Origin of the sequence: Allochromatium tepidum (assembly GCF_018409545.1) — a bacterium.
Taxonomy (GTDB): Bacteria; Pseudomonadota; Gammaproteobacteria; order Chromatiales; family Chromatiaceae; genus Thermochromatium; species Thermochromatium tepidum_A.
This window is the reverse complement of record NZ_AP024563.1, coordinates 67,872-87,314: the sequence shown is the minus strand read 5'-3', so window position 1 is coordinate 87,314 and position 19,443 is coordinate 67,872. Positions and strand designations below refer to the sequence as shown.

General features: G+C 67.0%; 12 protein-coding genes and 1 pseudogene. 7 read left to right on the top strand and 6 right to left on the bottom strand.

The window, feature by feature from the left end; translation table 11 throughout:
- Nucleotides 1-38: 38 nt before the first annotated feature.
- Nucleotides 39-2,084 carry a methyl-accepting chemotaxis protein gene (locus tag Atep_RS00400; RefSeq protein WP_213379494.1) on the top strand — a complete coding sequence of 682 codons (2,046 nt, stop codon included), beginning with the start codon at nucleotides 39-41 and terminating at the stop codon, nucleotides 2,082-2,084.
- 30 nt (nucleotides 2,085-2,114) lie between these two features.
- Nucleotides 2,115-7,451: a hybrid sensor histidine kinase/response regulator gene (locus tag Atep_RS00395; RefSeq protein ID WP_213379492.1), complete on the top strand. Its 5,337-nt coding sequence runs from the start codon at nucleotides 2,115-2,117 to the stop codon at nucleotides 7,449-7,451.
- 16 nt (nucleotides 7,452-7,467) lie between these two features.
- On the opposite strand, the gene Atep_RS00390 is transcribed toward Atep_RS00395, so the two are convergent.
- Together Atep_RS00390 and Atep_RS00385 are read right to left on the bottom strand one after the other, a co-directional pair.
- Nucleotides 7,468-8,214, bottom strand: coding sequence for a 16S rRNA (uracil(1498)-N(3))-methyltransferase (locus tag Atep_RS00390; RefSeq protein ID WP_213379491.1), 747 nt, complete (start codon nucleotides 8,212-8,214; stop codon nucleotides 7,468-7,470).
- Nucleotides 8,215-8,236: 22 nt separating this feature from the next.
- Nucleotides 8,237-8,629, bottom strand: coding sequence for a DUF423 domain-containing protein (locus tag Atep_RS00385; protein WP_213379489.1), 393 nt, complete (start codon nucleotides 8,627-8,629; stop codon nucleotides 8,237-8,239).
- Nucleotides 8,630-8,792: 163 nt separating this feature from the next.
- Between Atep_RS00385 and rpmB the strand changes: the two genes are divergently transcribed.
- The 3 genes and pseudogenes from rpmB to Atep_RS00370 form a co-directional block, all read left to right on the top strand.
- Nucleotides 8,793-9,029, top strand: coding sequence for a 50S ribosomal protein L28 (gene rpmB / locus Atep_RS00380; RefSeq protein ID WP_012969432.1), 237 nt, complete (start codon nucleotides 8,793-8,795; stop codon nucleotides 9,027-9,029).
- A gap of 15 nt (nucleotides 9,030-9,044) precedes the next feature.
- Nucleotides 9,045-9,212, top strand: coding sequence for a 50S ribosomal protein L33 (gene rpmG, locus Atep_RS00375; protein WP_132976551.1), 168 nt, complete (start codon nucleotides 9,045-9,047; stop codon nucleotides 9,210-9,212).
- A gap of 23 nt (nucleotides 9,213-9,235) precedes the next feature.
- Nucleotides 9,236-10,048, top strand: a pseudogene (locus tag Atep_RS00370) (sodium ion-translocating decarboxylase subunit beta); the annotation flags it as partial.
- Here Atep_RS00370 and Atep_RS00365 read toward each other — a convergent pair.
- Nucleotides 10,045-11,955: a 5'-nucleotidase C-terminal domain-containing protein gene (locus Atep_RS00365; RefSeq protein ID WP_236786295.1), complete on the bottom strand. Its 1,911-nt coding sequence runs from the start codon at nucleotides 11,953-11,955 to the stop codon at nucleotides 10,045-10,047. The pseudogene Atep_RS00370 and the gene Atep_RS00365 overlap by 4 nt on opposite strands.
- Before the next feature lie 6 nt (nucleotides 11,956-11,961).
- Nucleotides 11,962-12,897 (bottom strand): tetratricopeptide repeat protein, encoded by a 936-nt coding sequence (locus Atep_RS00360; RefSeq protein WP_236786294.1) that lies wholly within the window; start codon nucleotides 12,895-12,897, stop codon nucleotides 11,962-11,964.
- A gap of 218 nt (nucleotides 12,898-13,115) precedes the next feature.
- Between Atep_RS00360 and Atep_RS00355 the strand changes: the two genes are divergently transcribed.
- The gene (locus Atep_RS00355; protein ID WP_473697689.1) at nucleotides 13,116-15,890 is read left to right on the top strand and encodes a methyl-accepting chemotaxis protein; all 2,775 of its coding nucleotides are present in this window, start codon (nucleotides 13,116-13,118) and stop codon (nucleotides 15,888-15,890) included.
- Between the two features lie 111 nt (nucleotides 15,891-16,001).
- Here the strand turns inward: Atep_RS00355 and Atep_RS00350 are convergent, their stop codons facing one another.
- The gene (locus Atep_RS00350) at nucleotides 16,002-16,241 is read right to left on the bottom strand and encodes a cation efflux transmembrane domain-containing protein (protein ID WP_419467464.1); all 240 of its coding nucleotides are present in this window, start codon (nucleotides 16,239-16,241) and stop codon (nucleotides 16,002-16,004) included.
- Between the two features lie 128 nt (nucleotides 16,242-16,369).
- Nucleotides 16,370-18,259: a tRNA uridine-5-carboxymethylaminomethyl(34) synthesis enzyme MnmG gene (gene mnmG, locus Atep_RS00345; protein WP_213379483.1), complete on the bottom strand. Its 1,890-nt coding sequence runs from the start codon at nucleotides 18,257-18,259 to the stop codon at nucleotides 16,370-16,372.
- Nucleotides 18,260-18,454: 195 nt separating this feature from the next.
- Here mnmG and Atep_RS00340 point away from each other — a divergent pair, with 195 nt between their 5' ends.
- Nucleotides 18,455-19,399: an AAA family ATPase gene (locus Atep_RS00340; RefSeq protein WP_213379481.1), complete on the top strand. Its 945-nt coding sequence runs from the start codon at nucleotides 18,455-18,457 to the stop codon at nucleotides 19,397-19,399.
- Nucleotides 19,400-19,443 lie beyond the last annotated feature (44 nt).

Here is a 19,443-nt window from a genome sequence, read left to right as displayed (position 1 = left end):
CCGGTTCCGTCGGGGTTCATCCGAGGAGTCGGCACGAGATGGCGAAACGCTTCAAACTCAATCTTGGCAAGCCCGCGCTGGATGGCTCGCATCTGCTGGTCGCGATCGCCTTTGGATTCGGCGCGCTGTTCTTCGCCATCCTGGCGCTGTTCAGCTATCTCGAGCTGGCCCAGCTCGACCAACTGAACGCGCGCCAGGGCTTCACCGCCGCCGAGCAGCGGATCCTGACACAGCAGATGATGCGCTCGGCACGCGAGGCCGCGACCGGCGAGGCCGAGACGCTCGATCGCCTGCGTCGTGAGCGCCAGCGCTTCCAGGCCACGCTGGTGGATCTGACCCAGGGCATCGAGGAGTCCACCCAGCAGGTGGCGACCGGTCTGCTGCGCGCCGATCTGCGCAAGATCGAGCAATCCTGGACGCCGTTCGCCCAGGGCATCGATGCCATCCTGGCCGCACGCGAGCCGATCCTGGCGGTGCACAAGCTGATCGGAGAGTCGCGCGAGCAGCTCCCGCGTCTGCGCGAGACCATGACCAAGGTGGCCAAGCGGCTCGCCGCCGAGGGCGCCGCGCCGACCCTGGTGCTGGAGGCCGGACTCCAGCTCTCGCGGCTGGAACGTCTGGAATCGGCGCTGGATCGCTATCTGCTCGGCGGCGCCGAGGCCGGTCAGTCACTCGACGAGGTCGTCAAATCGACCAACGCCTTCGCCGAGGGACTCTCGGCCCTGATCTCGGGGTCGCGCGGACATAGCGAGACGGCCGGATCGCGCGCGGCGCTCGAAGAGATGACCGAGCAGTTCGCCACGCTCGAGACCCGCTCGACCGAGATCCTGCGGCGGATGGACGGCGTGCGCACGGCCATCGCGCAACTGCCGGGCATCCAGACGTCCGCCGGCGGCCTGGAGTCGGCCCTGTCGGCGCTGTTGACCCACTATCGCGAGGCCGGACGTCGCTTCATCCTGCTCGGGTTGCCGGTCGGCACGGGCGCGGTGCTCGTGTTCGCGGCCCTGTCGCTCCTGAGCCTCGCCGCCCTGGTCCTGATCTTCCTGCGCGACTCCAAGACCCGCGAGGCGGCCTACCGGGCGCAGACCGAGCGCGACGAGCGCGCCATCCTGCGTCTGCTCGACGAGCTGGGCGATCTGGCCGACGGCGATCTCACGGTCGAGGCCACGGTCACAGAGGACAAGACCGGCGCCATCGCCGACGCCTTCAACTATGCCATCGAGGCCCTGCGCGGACTGGTGGCCACCATCAACCAGACCGCGACCCAGGTCGCCCGCTCGGCTCAGGACAGCCGCTCCATCTCGCTGCGTCTGGCCGATGCCAGCAGCGCCCAGTCGCTCCAGATCACCCAGGCCTCGGCCGCCGTGCAGTCGCTGACCGTGCAGATCGACGAGGTGGCGCGCAACGCGGCTGAGTCGGCCGAGGTCGCCTCACGCTCGGTCGAGGTGGCCGGACGCGGCGCCCAGACGGTGCGCGACACCATCCAGGGCATGGACGCCATCCGCGAGCAGATCCAGGAGACCTCCAAGCGCATCAAGCGGCTGGGCGAGTCCTCGCAGGAGATCGGTGAGATCGTCGAGCTCATCGACGACATCGCCGACCAGACCAATATCCTGGCCCTGAACGCGGCCATGCAGGCGGCCATGGCCGGCGAGGCCGGGCGCGGCTTCGCGGTGGTCGCCGACGAAGTGCAGCGTCTGGCCGAGCGCTCGCGCAATGCCACCAAGCAGATCGAGGTGCTGGTGCGCACCATCCAGGCCGACACCAACGAGGCCGTCAGCTCCATGGAGGCGAGCACGGCGGGCGTGGTCGAGGGGGCGAACCTCGCGGAGAACGCCGGCGAGGCCCTGCGTGAGATCGAGAACGTCTCGGCCTATATCGCCGAGCTGACCAAGCGCATCGCCGACTCCTCGCAGCGTCAGTCGCGCCAGTCGGCCGAGATCAACGACATGGTGCAGGCCATCCGCGCCATCACCGAGGAGAACACCGACGGCACGCGCAAGGCCGCCGAATCGGTCGAGGTGCTGGCCGGCCTGGCCAGCGACCTGCAGAAATCGGTGGCCGGCTTCCGGTTGCCGGAGTGATCGGCGGACTTCATCGCGAGGGATGAGCCAATGGCGAACAAAGAGCTGATCGGCGGCCTGAAATGGGTCAAGGGCGAGATCGGCGCCACCCTGCGTCCGGTCCGCGATCTGGTCGAGGCCGGCGCCGACTTCGATGTCGAGACCGAACTGGCCGCCGTGCTCAAATCCCTGAGTCAGGTCCAGGGCGTGCTGCTGGCCCTGCGTCTGACGACGCCGGCGCGTCTGGTCGAGGAAATGCACAGGCTCGCCGAGCGTTTGGACGAGACGGATCCGGGGCACTATGCCGAGGCCACGGTCGTCATGGGGCAGGCACTCGATCAGCTCGGCAATCATCTCGACCGGCTGGACGCCGGATTCGAGGAGCCGCCGCTGAGCCTGTGGTCGATCATCAACAGTCTGCGCTCGGCCTGCGACCAGCTCCCGCTGACGCGCTCGGAACTGCTGAACTTCGCGATCCCCGATCGTGACGGCGACTCGCAGTGGATTCCGGAGGAACTGGACATCCTGGCCGAGGTGATGCGTCAGGTGCGTCCCCAGTTCCACCGTCATCTGGTCGAGTGGTACCGGGGTGAGGGCCATGGACTCGTCCAGCTCGGCCGGCTGTTCCGCCAGCTCCACGACTATCTCAAGGACGGAACCCTCGCCGATCTCTTCGCACTCTCCGAGTGTTTCTGCACCGCGCTCCACGATGGCCGACTCGAATCCGGGCCGCGCGCGCGCACCCTCATGGGTCATCTGGACTGGGCGCTCAAGCCTCTGACCCAGCGTCCCCCGGTCTGGCCCGAGGTCGATGCCAAGACCCTGATCGAACAGCTGCTCGAACTCCTGACCGCCGCCGGGATCGAGGAGGCCGCGCTCGCCGAGGCGCGCATGAAATACGGCCCTGAGCCGGCCATGCCGAGCACCGCCGAGACCCAGACCATCCTGGAGGCCGACGCGGCGCCGGCCGGACTGGCGAGCGAGCTCGTCGCCGAGATCGCCGACCTCAAGCAGACCTTCGATCGCCTCATGCTCATGGAGACCGTCGCCCAGGACGTGATCCAGGGCTTCAGTGATCGACTGCGTCTTCTGGCCGCGCGACTCGATGACGTCGAGGTCGGCAATCTGCCGGCGCGTCTGCGCACCCTGGGCGATCGCTTCCAGACGCTCGACGCGGCCGATCTCGGGAGTCAGACCGCGCGGCTCGAGTCCTACGCGATGGAGCTGCTGGGGATCGAATCCGTGCTGCTGGCCCTGGCCGACCGGCGCGACGCGGGCGCCGAGCGACTCATCGCCCCGGACATGGACCTCTCGGACCTGACCGCCGCCACGCTGCGCGAGGCCGGCTATGAGCTGTTGCGGGTCAAGGAGGCCATCGCCGACTGGCAGAAGGAACCCGGCGCTCAAGAACCGCTGCGACCCATCCAGGGATATCTGACGAGCGTGTCGGGCGCCCTGCGCATCCTCGGCGAGAACCCTGCCGCCGATCTGGCCGAGGTGGTGGGCACCCTGGTGCAGGAGGCCTATGTGCGCCGCCGGCGTCTCCCGACCGACGCCCAGGTCGATCATCTGGCCGACGCCATCGCCGGACTGGAACTGTATATCGGCCATCTCCAGCAACCGATGCCGCTCGGCGACACCCTGATCGACCGTGCCGGACGCGCCATATCGGCACTCCAGGCCGAACTCGGTGAGTTGGGCGAAGCCCCCGAGGACAGGGTCGCGACTCCGGAGATGACGGCGGAACCCGAGCGTCCGGCCGATGAGTCGGATCTGGAGTCCGAGGATGGCGAGACCGAGTTCCTGGACATCTTCCTGGAGGAGGTGCGCGAGGAGCTCGAGTCGGCCGATATGCAGTTGGCGCGCTGGCAAGCCGATCCGTCCGACGCCGAGGCCCTGGCCGCGCTGAGGCGCAGTTTCCATACGCTCAAGGGCAGCGGCCGACTGGTCGGTGCGCTCCAGGTCGGCGACTTCGCGCAGGCCATGGAGTTCCTGCTCAACCGGCTCATCGAGACCCGGCGCCTGCCTTCTGCGGAGATCCTGGACTGCATCACCGAGGCGGTGCGCGTCCTGCCCGAGCTGGTCGAGGCCGAGGCCGAGGGCCGTCCGTTCGACATCGAACCCCATGTGCTCCGCGCCACCCGACTGCGCGACGGCGTCGGCGCCGAACGTCCGCCCGAGGAGCCCCGGCTCACCGCCGAACCCGAGACCGGCCCCGCGGCGGCGACACCGGCCGCCGCCGAGGAGGTCGTCGATCACGACAGCCTGTTCGCCGCCGACGCGGAACTGCTCGACATCTTCCGTACCGAGACCAGGGAGCACCTGAGTGTTCTGCGCGCCTTCCTGGACAGCGGCGAACCCGATGAGGAGCGGCGCGTCGACGAATCCATCGAGCGCGCGCTCCATACCCTGACCGGCAGCGCCCGCATGTCGGGTATCGACTCCATCGCGCGCGTCACCAAGGCCATGGAATCCTGCGTCAAGCCGCTCCTGGCCGGTGACGCGCCGCTGAGCGCGCCGCTCGTCGCGCTCTTTCGGCGCGCCGCCGAGGCCATCGAGCAGCGCGTCGATGAACTGCCGGCTTCCGGTCTCGGTGCCGCCGCGCTCAAGGCGCTGCTGCCCGAACTGACCCAGCCCGAACCTCAGCCCCCGGAGCCCGAGGCCGGCCCGGAACCGAGCGAACCGTCCGTCGACGCGCCGGCCGCACCCGGCATCGAGTCGATTCCGGAGGAGTTCGAACCGCCGGAACTCGCGTCCCCGGATCTCGAACCCGAAGGCATCGAATTCGCCGACGACTTCGCACACGAGACCCAGGTCACGATCGAAGAGACCCTGCCCGAGTCGTTCGTCGAGCTCGTAGAGGGCGAGTTCGGAGCGCTCGAGCTCGCGGAAGCCGAGTGCGAGGAGCCCACGACAGAAGTGACGGCGGACGAGGCGCCGGAGCCGCCGCCCGCAACGGATCCGGCGCTGGAGTCGGAAACGAGCACCGAACCGGAGGAGCCGCAGGCCGCCCCCGACCCCGAGTTGGCCGCACTCTTCCTGGAGGATGCGCGCGACCTGCTCGACAAGCTGGACCGTCAGTTCCGTGACTGGCTGCTCGCTCCCCAGGACGGCGCGGCGCTCGCCGGCGTCAATCGTCTGCTGCACACGCTCAAGGGCAGCGCGCGCCTGACCGGACTGCCGGCGATCGGCGACCTCAGCCATGCGCTCGAGACGCGGCTCAAGGCGCTCGACGAGGACCAGAGCGGCATCAACGACGTCACGCTGGAACTGGCGCAGCGCGCCGTCGACATGCTCTCGCTCCAGGTCGACGCACTCGAACAGGGTGCGGCCATCCCGCGCATGACCGAGCTCATCGACCATCTGTCGCGCACACCGCACGGCGAAGCGACGACGGAAGCCGCCACGCCCGAGGTCGCCCTGATGCGCCCGGCGGAGACGGCCGAACCCGGCGCGCCGGCAGCGATGGAGCGACCGCTCCCGACACCGGCGGCCGCTCCGACCGAAGCCGCCACCCGCGAGGGAGCCGGAGCCATCGCCGCCGTCCCCCAGATCCGGGTGCGTTCCGACCTGCTCAACCGTCTGGTCAACCATGCCGGCGAGATCAGCATCTATCGCGGGCGTCTGACCCAGCGCAACGGCCAGCTCGGTTTCGGACTGGGCGAACTCGATCAGACCGTGGTGCGACTGCGCGAGCAGCTGCGCCAGCTCGAGATCGAGACCCAGGCCCAGATCCTGTATCGCTTCGAGCGCGGCGGCGAGGCGGCGGAGCGCACCGAGACCGCTTCGGACTATGACGCCGAGTTCGACCCGCTGGAGTTCGACCGCTTCTCGCGTCTCCAGCAGCTCTCCGGCTCTCTGGCCGAGACGGTCAACGACTTGATCAGCGTCAAGGAGATGCTCGCCGGCTATCAGCGCGAGATGACCGATCTGCTGAACCAGCAGGCGCGTCTGGCCGACGACCTGCAGGACGGGTTGCTGCGCACGCGCCTGGTGCCCTTCGTGCAGGTGGTGCCGCGACTGCATCGTCTGGTGCGCCAGACCGCCGAGACGCTCGGCAAATCGGCGCGGCTGGAGGTCATCGGCCCCGAGGTCGAGCTCGACCGCACCATCCTCGACCGCTTGGTCGCGCCGCTCGAACACCTGCTGCGCAATGCCGTCGATCACGGACTGGAGGACACCAAGACGCGCGTGGCGCGCGGCAAGCCGGCGACCGGCATGGTGACGCTGGCGCTAAGGCGCGAGGGCAACGATGCCGTCATCAGTCTGGGCGACGACGGCAAGGGTCTGGACCTGGAGGCCATTCGCAGCAAGGCCATCGCGCGCGGTCTGATGACGGCCGATTCCAAGCTCCCGGACGAGGCCGTGCTGCAATTCATCATGGAGCCGGGCTTCACCACCTCGGGCAAGGTCACGCAGATCTCGGGGCGCGGCGTGGGTCTGGACGTGGTCGCCTCCGAGATCAAGGCGGCCAACGGCACCATGAGCCTGGAGTCGGTGCCCGGCAAGGGGGCGCGCTTCACCATCCGTTTGCCGCTGACCCTGGCCATCATCGACGCCTTCCTGGTCTCGGTCGGCGACACCGTCTATGCCGTGCCGCACAGCACGGTCGAGGGGCTGGCGCGCATCAATCGCGAAGAGCTGCTGGCCATCTATGCCGATCCGACCAAGACCTATACGGTGCGCGGTCATCGCTATCGCGTCGCCTATCTGGGTCAGGCGCTGGAGGCGAACGGGCCGGAACCGGAACTCGGCGAGCGGCGCTGGCTGCCGGTCCTGCTGGCGCGCATCGGCGATCAGCGTGTGGCGCTTCAGGCCGATACCCTGCTGGAGAGTCAGCGCATCCTGGTCAAGCCGCTGGGACCACAGTTGGCGGGGGTGCGTTGGTTGAGCGGCGGGACCATCCTGCCGGACGGGCGGGTCGCACTCATCCTCGATGCGCTGGCGCTGGTGCGCTCGGGGGCCATTCGCGAGCAGGCGCCGGTGCTGATTGCGCCCGAGCCGGCGAACGAATCGGTCTGCGTCATGGTGGTGGACGACTCGCTGACCGTGCGGCGCGTCACCAGCCGTCTGCTGCGCCGGCAGAACATGGAGGTCTTGACCGCGAAGGACGGCGTCGAGGCGCTGACACTGCTCGACGAGCGGATTCCGGACGTGGTGCTGCTCGACGTCGAGATGCCGCGCATGGACGGCTACGAGCTCACGCGCCACATCCGGCGTTCGGAGCGGCTCAGGAATCTGCCGATCATCATGATCACCTCGCGCACCGGGGCCAAGCATCGCGACTATGCCACCCAGCTCGGTGTGAATCGCTATCTGGGCAAGCCTTATCAGGAGTCGCAGCTGCTCGATGAGATCAACGCCCTGATCGGCAAGAAGTCGGGCTGAAGCACGGAATCCGGACTCAGGGATCGCGGAAGTCGCCCCAGAGCGCCTGGATCACGGCAATGGCGGCCAGCGGAGCGGTCTCCGTGCGCAGGATGCGCGGGCCGAGACGCACGCCCTGAAAGCCGTGGTTCCGCGCTAGGTCACACTCGCGCGAATCGAGTCCACCTTCCGGCCCGATCAACAACGTCAGACCCGATTCGGGCGTCGGCAATGCCGGTAGCGCCCGCTCGGCGAGCGGGTCGAGCAGCAGTCCGCGCGTCCGGCCCTCCCCGAGCGCCGTCACCAGCCAGGATTCCAGATCGGCCGCCGGCTCCAGCACCGGCAGGCGTCTGCGCCCCGATTGTTCGCAGGCTGCGATGACCACACCGCGCCAGTGCTCCAGCCGCTTGTCGAGTCGCGCCCCATCGAGCCGCACCTGAGCGCGGCGGGTGAAGAGCGGCGTGATCCGGGTCACGCCCAGTTCGACGGCCTTCCGGATCGCGAAGTCCATGCGCTCGCCCTTGGAGATGCCGAGCGCCAGATGGATGTCGAGCCTGGATTCCGGCTCCGGGTCGCCGCGCGACTCGATCAGGACACGCACCCGATCGCGCCGCACCTCGATCAAACGGGCCGGATAGTCGTGTCCATCGCCATTGAACAGCACCAGGGATGCATCGCGTTCGAGCCGCAGTACCTGCACCGCATGACGGGCCTGGGCGCTCGGTAGATCGAACTCGGCGCCGGGCGTCAGCTCGAGGTCGACATGGAGACGGGTCAGACGCATGAGGCTCGGTCTCGCTCCGTACTCAGACCAACGGGCCGGCCAGACGCGCCGCGCCCACGGCCAGCAGCGCCCAGGCCAGGATCAGCAGGACACCGCCGATGGGCGTGATCATGCCCAACTGACGCAGCCCGGTGAGCGTCATGGCGAACAGACTGCCGCTGAACAGACAGACGCCGATCACAAAGGCCCAACCGGCCCAGTTCACCAGCCCGGCCTCGGGCCGATGCAGCAGGGTCAGACCACAGGCCAGCAGTGCCAGCGCGTGCAGGCCCAGATAATCGGCGGCGGTGTTCCAGTTGGCCAGGAGCGCCGGATCGATCCGGCCCTTGAGTCCGTGCGCGCCAAAGGCGCCGAGCGCCACCGTCAGCAGACCGCCGACGGCACCGAGTGTCATCCAGAGCGATGCGGGATACATGGTTTTCCTCGCTGGAGCGTCGAAAGACGCGGTTCGAGCAGCATTCTGCAACAACTCGCCGGCGATGACGAGAATCGGGTTTTCTGTTGCGTCGATTTTGACCACTGTGTTAGAGTGCGCGGTCTTTAGCACTGAACAACGCCGACTTGTAGGGATTCCCGCCATGTCCAAGGTCTGTCAGGTTACCGGTAAGCGCCCCCTCACCGGCAACAACGTCTCGCACGCGAACAACAAAACCAAACGCCGTTTCCTGCCGAATCTGCACGAAAAGCGGTTCTGGGTCGAGGCCGAGAAGCGCTGGGTGAAGCTGCGCCTGACCACCAAGGCCATGCGCACCATCGACAAGAAGGGCATCGATGCGGTGCTCGTCGACCTGCGCGCCGACGGCGTCAAGGTCTAACCGGAGGATTCCCCCATGGCCAAGGCCGCACGCGAAAAGATCCGCCTGAACTCCAGCGCCGGAACCGGTCACTTCTACACCACGACCAAGAACAAGCGCAATCAGCCCGGCAAGATGGAGATCAAGAAGTTCGATCCCGTCATCCGCCAGCACGTCATGTACAAGGAAGGCAAGATCAAGTAAGCCTGATCGTGCTGGGCTGACGCCATGATGGAATCGAGACCGGAGTCTTTCCGCTGCTGATCTTCATGGGCGTCGGGGCGCTGACCGACTTCAGCGCCCTGATCGCGCGGCCCTCGACCCTGCTGCTGGGGGGCGGCGGCACAGTTCGGCATCTTCGGCACGCTGCTCGGGGCCATGGCGCTCAATTTTCTGCCGGGCTTCGATTTCACGCTCAAGGAGGCCTCGGCGATCGCCATCATCGGCGGCGCCGACGGTCCCACCGCCATCTTCCTGGCCTCCGAGCTCGCGCCCGAGCTGCTCGGGGCGATCGCGGTCGCGGCCTATTCCTACATGGCCCCGGTGCCGATCATCCAGCCGCCGATTATGCGCGCTCTGACGACCAAGAAGGAGCGTGCGGTGGTCATGCAGCAGTTGCGTCCGGTCTCGCGGCTGGAGCGCATCGTCTTCCCCTTCGTGGTGCTGATCCTCTGTGCCCTGCTGCTGCCCTCGGCCGCGCCTCTGATCGGGATGCTGACCTTCGGCAATCTGCTGCGCGAGGCGGCGTGGTCGAGCGTCTGAGCCGCGCGGCGCAGAACGAGATCATCAACATCGTCACCATCCTGCTGGGTCTGGCGGTCGGCTCCAGGCTCTCGGCCGACAAGTTCCTGACCATGGAGACGCTGGGCATCCTGCTGCTGGGGGCGCTCGCCTTCTGCATCGGCACCGCCGCCGGCGTCATCATGGGCAAGATCATGCATCGGGTCACGGGCGGCAAGGTCAATCCGCTGATCGGGGCGGCCGGCGTCATCGGTTCGGCGGTTGCGGCCGGCGTGCTGCTGGCCCTGGTGGGCGGTTAGCCGCCGCAGTTCTGAAGCACCGCCGGGTCCGGCTGCAACGGTCGGCCCAACCCATCGACGAAGCGCTGGGTGCTGTAATCGGCGCAGGGAAGCGCCCGAACCTCGGGCGGCGTGGCAAGGATCGGATCACCGGGCGCCGCGCCGCCGAGATCCTGCTGCAAATAATCGATGAAGCCCTGAGCATAATCGATGAAGGTATCGGTGGCGCGCCCCTCCTCGCTCGCGCGCTTGAAGGTCGCGTAACCATCACCACCACCGGCCAGGAAACTGTTGGTCACGACGACCACTTCCTCGGCGTCCTCCAGCGGCCGCCAGTCAGGCGCACCGCGCCGCCGGATCTCGATGCGGCTGAAGCGTTGTCCGCGCGGCCGGCTCAGATCCAGTTCCCAGCGCAGATTGGCCGCCACCGGATAGGCGCCGCCCGATCCGTCCGCCTGATCCATGAAGCCGGCGACGGCCTCTTCCAGCGCGCTCTTGATCTCGGTGCCGGTCAAACGCAGCTCGACCAGGGTATTGGCGAAGGGCAAAAGGCTGTAGACGTCGCTGATGCTGATCGGGCCGGCGGGGATGTCGATCCGCGCCCCGCCCGCGTTCTGGATCGCCACGTCCGCCGCCGGAACACGCGCCAGATAGGCCGCCGTCACCAGTTGCTGGATGTCCCCGCCATGGGCCTGGGTCGCGCGCAGGTCACAGATGGCACTCAACCCCTGCCCCGGCACCCGCTCCAGACAGAGATCCTGAACCGCTACCCCGACGATGGTCTGCTTGAGCCGCTCGACCTGCTCGGAATAGCGCCCGATCAGGGCCAGGGTGGACGGATCGGGCGCGACGATCCCAAGTTCGGGCGCCGCCGCGACGGCATCGAGCACCGCCTGACGCGCCTCGCCGTCCAGCGGCCGGCCATCGCGCGCGAATCGCTCGCCCAGGAGCAGATGCGGCGTCCCCGCGCAGCGCGTCACATGCCCGTCGGCGTCAAAGCTCAGATGCAGCTCGCCGACGACACTCGCGTACTGCCAGGCCTGCACGACACAGACGCGGTTGCCGTCCGGATCGCGTGTCTCGGTCGGATAGGGACCGCTCGGATTCAGCCCCCAGCCCGCGAATGACTCGCCGAGCAGACTGTGCGAATCGCCGCCGATGATGGCATCGACTCCGCGCAGACGCAGCGCCATGTCGAGATCGTTGAGATACTGCCGATGGGTCAGCAGCAGGATCTTGTCGATCCCCTGGGCCGTGAGTGCATCGATCCGCTGTTGCGCGGTCGTGAGTTCGTCGAGGAAGACCGTCGAGTCGAGCGGACGCGACGAGCGCCGGGTCTTGCCCGAGATGTCGAGTCCGATGATCCCGATGCGCCGGCCGGCGACCCTCAGCACCACCTCAGGCTGGATCAGGCGTTCACCCGCACGCGGATAGAGCGGTGTCCCCAGCGCCGGAACGACGTTCGCCGCCAGCACCGGAGTCCGGCAGCCGGACGGATCGCCGGTGAGCATCCGGAGAAAATGCGCCAACCCGGCGTCGCCATCGTCGAACTCGTGATTACCCAACGCATAGGCGTCGAAGCAGACCTGATTCATGGCCGCCGCGTCGGCCTCGCCCTTGAACAGCGTGTAATAGAGCGTGCCTGTGACGGCATCGCCGGCGTGCAGGGCCAGACTCGCCGGATAGCGCGCGCGCAGTTCCCGGATTCCGGCCACGACACGGGCGAAACCACCCATCTCGACCTCGATGGCGCCGAGGGGGTCAGGGAACTCCAGCCGCGCGTCCAGCCTGGGTTCGAGATGCGAATGGTGGTCGTTGATATGCAGAATGGTTAGGTCGAAAGCGTCCGTGTCCGTCTCGGCCGCCGTCGCGACCGAGACGAGGAGCGCCAGTCCTGTCAGCGCCCCGATCATCCGTCGATGACTCATACGCACCTACTGGACCTGCGAGAGCTGAAGCGAGGTGTCGAGCAACGACCGGCGTTGATCTCGACGCACGAGTTCCAGCTTGCCGAGCTGCGCGGCCTTGCCCGAGGCGCCGGCCTCGCTCTGCTTGAGCTGCTCGATGGCATGCAGCTCCCTCTCGATGCGCTCGGCCTCGCTCTTGGCGTCGAGCGCCTGACTCTGGGCCTGACGCCGCAATTGCACCGGATCGACCGGGGCGGGTGTGGTCATCGGGGCCGCTTTCGGCGCGGTCGGTCTCGGAGAGGCTGGAGCCGGGGTCGGCGACGGAGCCGCTTCGGCGACGGCCTTGGACTGCTGCAACTGGGTGCGCAGTGAGGCGGCGACCCGGTTGCGCACCGCAAGCTCGCGCTGGAAGGCCTCGCGTTCGGCGTTGAGTCTGGACTCGAAGATCAGGCGATCCTCGGTCAGCCCCGAGGCACGGCGATAGAGATCGAGCGCCCTGGCCTTGTCGGCCGGAACCCCCAGACCGCGTTCATAGAGCGTCCCCAGATTGATCTGGGCCGGGGCATGATTCTGCTCGGCCGCCCGGCGATACCAGTCGGCGGCGCCGGCGTAATCGGGCGCGGGCAGTCCCAACCCCTTTTCATAGATCTCGCCGACATAGGTCTGGGCCACGGGATCGCCCGCGCGTGCCTTAGGCAGCAGGGTGGCGAGGGCGCTGGAGTAATCCGAGCGATCGAAGAGCACGAACTCCCCTCCCCGGATGGCGCAGTCGCTCTTGGTCGACTTGACCATACGGCGCGGACTCAGATAGGTCATCCGGGTTCCGAGTTGGCGGATCCGGCCCGGCAGCAGGCAGTCGACCAGGACGAAATCATCGATGCCGCGACCGGGCGCGATGGGCTCGATGCCCAGACCCTCACCCGAATCGGGCGTGGAAACGCAGGCGCCGAGCGTCACGACCATCAAGGCGGAACCGGACAGCGATAGGAAACGACTAGACGCGAAACGGACCATGTGAGCCACCTCGGCGGATTCCAGATTGCGATCGGAAGATGATGAGTATAGGCCGATCGAACCCTTTCCGAGGCTTGACTTGTCCGGCACGACATTCAATGCTTGGTCGATTTTGCCGAATCGCGCCCAAGCCGTAACGACATGAGGGGACACGACCAACCATGCGCATGAATCTGCCCGTCACCGCCACCGAGCATGTGATGCGTGACGACCAACTGATCGTCTCCAAGACCGATCTCAAGGGACGAATCACCGACTTCAACCGGGATTTCGTCGACATCAGCGGCTTCACCGAACAGGAGCTGATGGGCGCCCCGCAGAATATCATCCGTCACCCCGACATGCCGCCGGCGGCCTTCAAGGACATGTGGCAGACCATCCAGTCCGGCCGTCCCTGGACCGGGCTGGTCAAGAACCGCTGCAAGAACGGCGACTTCTACTGGGTCGAGGCCAATGTCTCGCCGCTACGCGAGAATGGCAAAGTCACCGGCTATATCTCGGTGCGCCGCAAGCCCACGCGCGAGCAGATCGCCGAAGCCGAGGCGATCTATGCACGGCTGCGCGCGGGCAAACCGGCCCAAAGACCGCTACGCCGGATCATCGCCAAAATCAACGACACACCGATCGGCTGGGCCTTACCGGGCGGTCTCTTCCTCATCTCCGCGCTCTTCGTGCTGGCGCTGGCGCTCTCGCTCATGAGCCTGGATCGTGCCGCCGCGCAATTGCAGCACATCAACGATGAAACCCAGCTCCTGGAACAGGCCTACGACGGCATGCTCGGCGAGGGTCTGCAGATGGCCGCCGCCATGCGCTATCTGCTGCTCGAACCCAGCGACAAGCAGGCGCGCAACAATGTCGAAAAAGGCAGCCGGCAATTCGCTCAGCATCTGGAAACGGCGCGCCGGCTCTCGGCCGATGACCGCGAGGCGCTCCAGGTACTCGAACGCATCGAGCAGGAACGCGAGCGCCACAGCGGCATCCAGGGTCAGGTGTTGATCCGGATCAGCACCGGCGACCTGATCGGCGCCAAGGAGATCTATGACACCCAGGACAATGTCGTCTGGCGTTCCTACAAGGATCTGATCATGGACGCCGCCGGCAAGGTCAGCCGTGCCGCGCAAGCCGAGCGCGACGCCGCCATTGCGTCCGCGAAGCTGGCCGAACGCCAGGCCATCGCCTTCTCACTGTTGGCGCTGGTGACGGCCATCCTGCTCGGCGTCTGGCTGGTGCGTAAGATCACCCGTCCGCTACGCAAGACGCTCGGCTATCTGGAAGCCCTCGCCAACGGCGACTACAGCACCCGCATCGTCATCGACAACCAGGACGAACTCGGTGAGATGATGCTGGCGGTCAAGTCGGTCCAGGCCCGGCTCAACTTCGATATCCAGGACGCGCGGCGCGTGGCGCAGGAGAATCTACGCATCCGTATCGGTCTGAACAATGCCACCCTGCCGGTCACGATCTCGAACAATCTCAACCAGTTGATCTACATGAACAAGGCTTGCATGGATCTGTGGCGAGCCCTGACGCCTGAGATCCGGCGTCACAGCCCGGATTTCGATCCCGACCGCTTGATCGGCTCGACCCTGGCGCAGCATTTCGAGGATCCGGCCGTTGCCGCGGCCTATCGCGAGCAACTCACCGAGACCCGACACTTCGACATGCTCTTTGCCAAACGCCATCTAAGGCTCATCGCCACGCCGGTCTGGGACGACGACGGTCATTATGCCGGTCGGGTCACGCAATGGCGTGATCGCACCAATGAGGTCACGGCCGAACATGAGATCGCCGAGCTGGTCCAGGCGGCGGCCAACGGCGACTTCACGCGCCGCATCGAGCTCCAGGGCAAGGACGGCTTTTTCTTACAGTTGGGCGAGGGACTCAACCGCCTGATCGAGATCATGGCCCGGGGGCTGGCCGATGTCGCCGCCGTGCTCAATGCCATGGCTTCGGGCGATCTCAACCGCACCATCGAGGCCGATTACAGCGGCACCTTCGGTCAGGTCAAGGAGGACACCAACACCACGGTCGCGCGTCTGCGCGAGGTGGTCGGACGCATCCTGGAAGTCTCGGAGGCCATCAGCACCGCCGCGGGCGAGATCGCCTCGGGCAACCAGGATCTCAGTCAGCGCACCGAGGAACAGGCCGCAAGCCTGGAAGAAACGGCCAGTTCCATGGAGGAACTCAACGCCACGGTCAAGCAGAACGCCCAGAACGCCGAACAGGCCAACTCACTGGCCCAGCACGCCAACACCATCGCCGCGCGCGGCGGGGACATGGTCCAGCGTGTCGTCGGCACCATGAGCGACATCCGGGAGTCGAGCCGGCGCATCGCCGACATCATCAGCGTCATCGACGGCATCGCCTTCCAGACCAACATTCTGGCGCTCAACGCGGCCGTGGAGGCGGCGCGTGCCGGCGAGCAGGGGCGCGGCTTCGCGGTGGTCGCCGCCGAGGTGCGCAATCTGGCCCAGCGCAGCGCCCAGGCGGCCAAGGAGATCAAGGAGCTCATCACCGACTCGGTGGGCAAGGTCGAGGGCGGCGCCGAGCTGGCCGCGCAGGCCGGCTCGACCATGTCCGAGATCCTCGACAGCTTCCGTCAGGTCACGACGCTGGTCGATGAGATCAGTGGAGCCTCGCGTGAGCAGAGTTCGGGAATCGAGCAAGTGACCAAGGCCATCGCCCAGATGGATGAAGTCACCCAGCAGAACGCCGCTCTGGTCGAACAGGCCGCCGCCGCCGCCGAGAGTCTGGAGGATCAGACGCGCGTCTTGTCGCAGATCGTCTCCATCTTCAAACTCACCCGCGCCTCGGCTCCAGCCAGGGTCCAGTCTCGCCCCCAAACGCCCGAACCCGCGCGCAAGACGAGCAGCGCCTCGGTCGCCAAACGGCCCAAGCCGACGTTGGCCGCCGACGAGGGTGATCAGTGGGAAGAGTTCTGAACCGATTCTGTGATGCGCCGTCGCGATGCCCCGGTCAGGTCCGCCGGCCGGGCGCGGCGCGCCGATTGATCTCCACGGTGACGTGGACCGGTTCCTCTTCCTCGTGGATGCTCAGCGCCCGCCGGACGTCGTCCGGTTCGAGGCTGTCCGTAGCTTGCCGCCGAACAGCGCCAGGATCGCGAACACCGAGGTCGCCGCGTCGGTGAGCACATGCAGATAGGCGGCGCGCAGATTCGGATCCTGATGCCCGGCGTGATGATGATCGTGGTCATGGTGGTGGTGATGATGGTCATGACCGTCCCTTAGCAGCCAGGCGCAGACCAGATTCGCCACGAGTCCCAGCAGGGCGATGGGGATCGCCTGATCAACACTTCCTGTGACAACACCTCATGCTCCATATCCGGCTGCAACCCACAGATGGCCCCGGCGCGTTAAGGCGAGCGACACGCTGATCGAAAGCGCGTCGATCGCAAACGACATCAATCGATCCCCTTCGAACCAGCCTGCCGCTTGAGATGGATCAGCAGCAGCGAGACCGCCGCCGGTGTGACACCGGGAATGCGCGCGGCCTGTCCGATGGTCGCCGGGCGCACCCGCATCAGCTTCTCGCGCACCTCGACCGAGAGTCCGCGCACCTGCGCATAGTCGAAGCCCTCGGGCAGCGGCTTGAGCTCCTGCTCGCGCCGGCGCTCGATCTCGGCGCGCTGGCGGTCGATGTAACCGGCGTAGCGGGTCTGGATCTCCAGTTGCTCGGCGACCTCGGGCGCGACCGGCTCGGGCGGTTCACCGATCAGCACCCGGATGCCGGCATAGCCGACATTGGGCCGCGCCAGCAGCTCGAGCGCGCGCGCTTCGCGGCGCAGCGGCTCGCCCAGCACCTGAGTCGCCGACGCCGGGTCGAGCGCCTCGGGCCGCACCCAGGTGTCGCGCAGACGCTCGCGCTCGCGCTCGATGGCCTCGCGCTTGTGCTCGAACGCACGCCATTGTTCATCGCCCACCAGACCGAGTCTGCGCCCGATCTCGGTCAGACGCAGATCGGCGTTGTCCTCGCGCAGCAGCAGCCGGTATTCGGCACGGCTGGTGAACATGCGATAGGGCTCATTCGTTCCGCGCGTGATGAGATCGTCGACCATGACCCCAAGATAGGATTCATCGCGGCGCGGATGCCAGGGTTCGCGCTCCCGGACCTGGAGCGCGGCATTGGCCCCGGCCAGCAGCCCCTGAGCGCCCGCTTCCTCATAGCCCGTGGTGCCGTTGATCTGACCGGCGAGGAACAGCCCCGACAGGGGACGCGTCTCCAGCGAGGGTTTGAGATCGCGCGGATCGAGGAAGTCGTACTCGATCGCATAGCCGGGCCGGGTCAGATGCGCGTGTTCCAGCCCGACGATCGAGCGCACCAGGGCCTCCTGGATGTCGTAGGGCAGACTGGTCGAGATGCCGTTGGGATAGACCTCGTGGGTCGTGAGTCCCTCCGGCTCCAGGAAGATCTGATGCGAGGTCTTGTCGGCGAAACGCACGATCTTGTCCTCGATCGAGGGACAGTAGCGCGGCCCGACCCCTTCGATCACCCCGGTGAACAACGGCGAGCGCGACAGCCCCGAGCGGATGATGTCGTGGGTGCGCTCGCTGGTATGGGTGATGTGACAACTGACCTGACGGGGATGGTCTTCGGGCCGGCCCAGGAAGGAGAACACGGGCACCGGATCGTCGCCCGGCTGCTCGGCGAGCCGACTGTAGTCGATGCTGCGCGCGTCGAGGCGCGGCGGTGTCCCGGTCTTGAGCCGCTCGATGCGAAACGGCAGCTCGCGCAACCGTCGCGCCAGCCCGTTGGAGGGTGGATCACCGGCCCGACCGCCCTCATAGTTGGACAGACCCACATGGATGCGCCCGCCGAGGAAGGTGCCGACCGTGAGCACCACGGCACGCGCCCGGAACTCCAGACCCATCTGGGTGCGCACGCCGGTCACGCGCTCGCCGTCGACGAGGAGATCCTCGACCGACTGCTGGAAGATCGCCAGCCCCGGCTGGTTCTCCAGCGCCGCACGCACGGCGGCCTTGTAGAGCTGGCGGTCGGCCTGGGCACGGGTCGCGCGCACCGCCGGCCCCTTGCTGGCGTTGAGGATGCGGAACTGGATACCGGCGCGATCGGCGGCGCGCGCCATCAGACCGCCGAGTGCGTCGATCTCGCGCACCAGATGCCCCTTGCCGATGCCGCCGATGGCCGGGTTGCAGCTCATCTGGCCCAGGGTCTCGATGTTCTGGGTCAGGAGCAGGGTGCGCACGCCGCAGCGCGCGGCGGCCAGCGCGGCCTCGGTGCCGGCATGACCGCCGCCGACCACGATCACGTCATAGGTATCGCTTGCAAGCATCTTGGAGAGCAGATCCGTGGGGAGATGACGAAAGAGGGATCGGCAGTTTAGGCGATTTGCCGCCGATCTTGCACCCTGGACGCCATGCACGCGGCCTGGAAAACGACATGGAAATCCTGTGGAATTCGGTTGATCCCGATCCGAAAACCGCGTTTCGGCCTCGAGCCGAGCGCCAGCGATCTCACCGAGTGCCTGATGAGCCTACATCCGAAATCCAATCCCGCCCGTCCCAACCTCGCCGAGAGCATCCTGCAGGAGGCGGGCGCCGTCATCCTCGGCAAGGATCGCGAGCTGCGTCTGGCGCTGGCCTGCCTGCTCGCGCGCGGTCATCTGCTGGTCGAGGATCTGCCGGGCGTCGGCAAAACCACGCTCGCGCATCTGCTGGCGCGGCTGCTCGGGCTGGACTATTCGCGCATCCAGTTCACCAGCGACCTGCTGCCGGCCGACGTCATCGGCGTCTCGGTCTATGATCGCGCCTCCGAGAGCTTCCGCTTCCATTCCGGCCCGATCTTCTCGCAACTGATCCTGGCCGACGAGATCAACCGCGCCACGCCCAAGGCGCAGAGCGCGCTGCTGGAGGCGATGGAGGAACGGCAGGTCACGGTCGAGGGCGAGACGCGGCGCCTGCCCGAACCCTTCTTCGTCATCGCGACCCAGAATCCGCTGTTCCAGGTCGGCACCTTTCCGCTGCCCGAGTCGCAGCTCGACCGCTTTCTGATGCGTATCCATCTCGGCTATCCGGCCGCCGAGCAGGAAAAGGCGCTGCTCGCCGGCGAGGACCGACGCGAGATGGTCGCGCGCCAACGACCGGCCCTGACCAATGCCGAGCTGATCGAGTTGCAGAAGTCCGTGATCCGCATCCATGCCGCACCGCCGATCATCGACTATGTGCATGCGATCTTACAGTTCACGCGCGGCTCGGAGCGTTTCGCCTATGGACTCTCGCCGCGTGCCGGGCTGGGTCTGCTGCATGCGGCCAAGTCCTGGGCGTTGCTCGCCGGGCGCGACTATGTGATGCCCGAGGACGTGCAGGCGGTGCTACCCTCGGTGGCCGTGCATCGTTTGACGGGCGGCGAGCCCGGACAGCGGATCGGAGACGACGAGGTAGCGCGTTTCATCCTGACCAACGTGCCGGTTTGAATCGGACGCGACGGGACGCCACATCCTCTGTCAAACCGACACCC

What these genes read in the sequence shown, in the direction of transcription:
- Atep_RS00400 (WP_213379494.1), top strand. Translation starts at nt 39, where the DNA reads ATGGCGAAACGCTTCAAACTCAATCTTGGCAAGCCCGCGCTGGATGGC.
- Atep_RS00395 (WP_213379492.1), top strand. Translation starts at nt 2,115, where the DNA reads ATGGCGAACAAAGAGCTGATCGGCGGCCTGAAATGGGTCAAGGGCGAG.
- Atep_RS00390 (WP_213379491.1), bottom strand. Translation starts at nt 8,214, where the DNA reads ATGCGTCTGACCCGTCTCCATGTCGACCTCGAGCTGACGCCCGGCGCC.
- Atep_RS00385 (WP_213379489.1), bottom strand. Translation starts at nt 8,629, where the DNA reads ATGTATCCCGCATCGCTCTGGATGACACTCGGTGCCGTCGGCGGTCTG.
- rpmB (WP_012969432.1), top strand. Translation starts at nt 8,793, where the DNA reads ATGTCCAAGGTCTGTCAGGTTACCGGTAAGCGCCCCCTCACCGGCAAC.
- rpmG (WP_132976551.1), top strand. Translation starts at nt 9,045, where the DNA reads ATGGCCAAGGCCGCACGCGAAAAGATCCGCCTGAACTCCAGCGCCGGA.
- Atep_RS00365 (WP_236786295.1), bottom strand. Translation starts at nt 11,955, where the DNA reads ATGAGTCATCGACGGATGATCGGGGCGCTGACAGGACTGGCGCTCCTC.
- Atep_RS00360 (WP_236786294.1), bottom strand. Translation starts at nt 12,897, where the DNA reads ATGGTCGTGACGCTCGGCGCCTGCGTTTCCACGCCCGATTCGGGTGAG.
- Atep_RS00355 (WP_473697689.1), top strand. Translation starts at nt 13,116, where the DNA reads ATGAATCTGCCCGTCACCGCCACCGAGCATGTGATGCGTGACGACCAA.
- mnmG (WP_213379483.1), bottom strand. Translation starts at nt 18,259, where the DNA reads ATGCTTGCAAGCGATACCTATGACGTGATCGTGGTCGGCGGCGGTCAT.
- Atep_RS00340 (WP_213379481.1), top strand. Translation starts at nt 18,455, where the DNA reads ATGAGCCTACATCCGAAATCCAATCCCGCCCGTCCCAACCTCGCCGAG.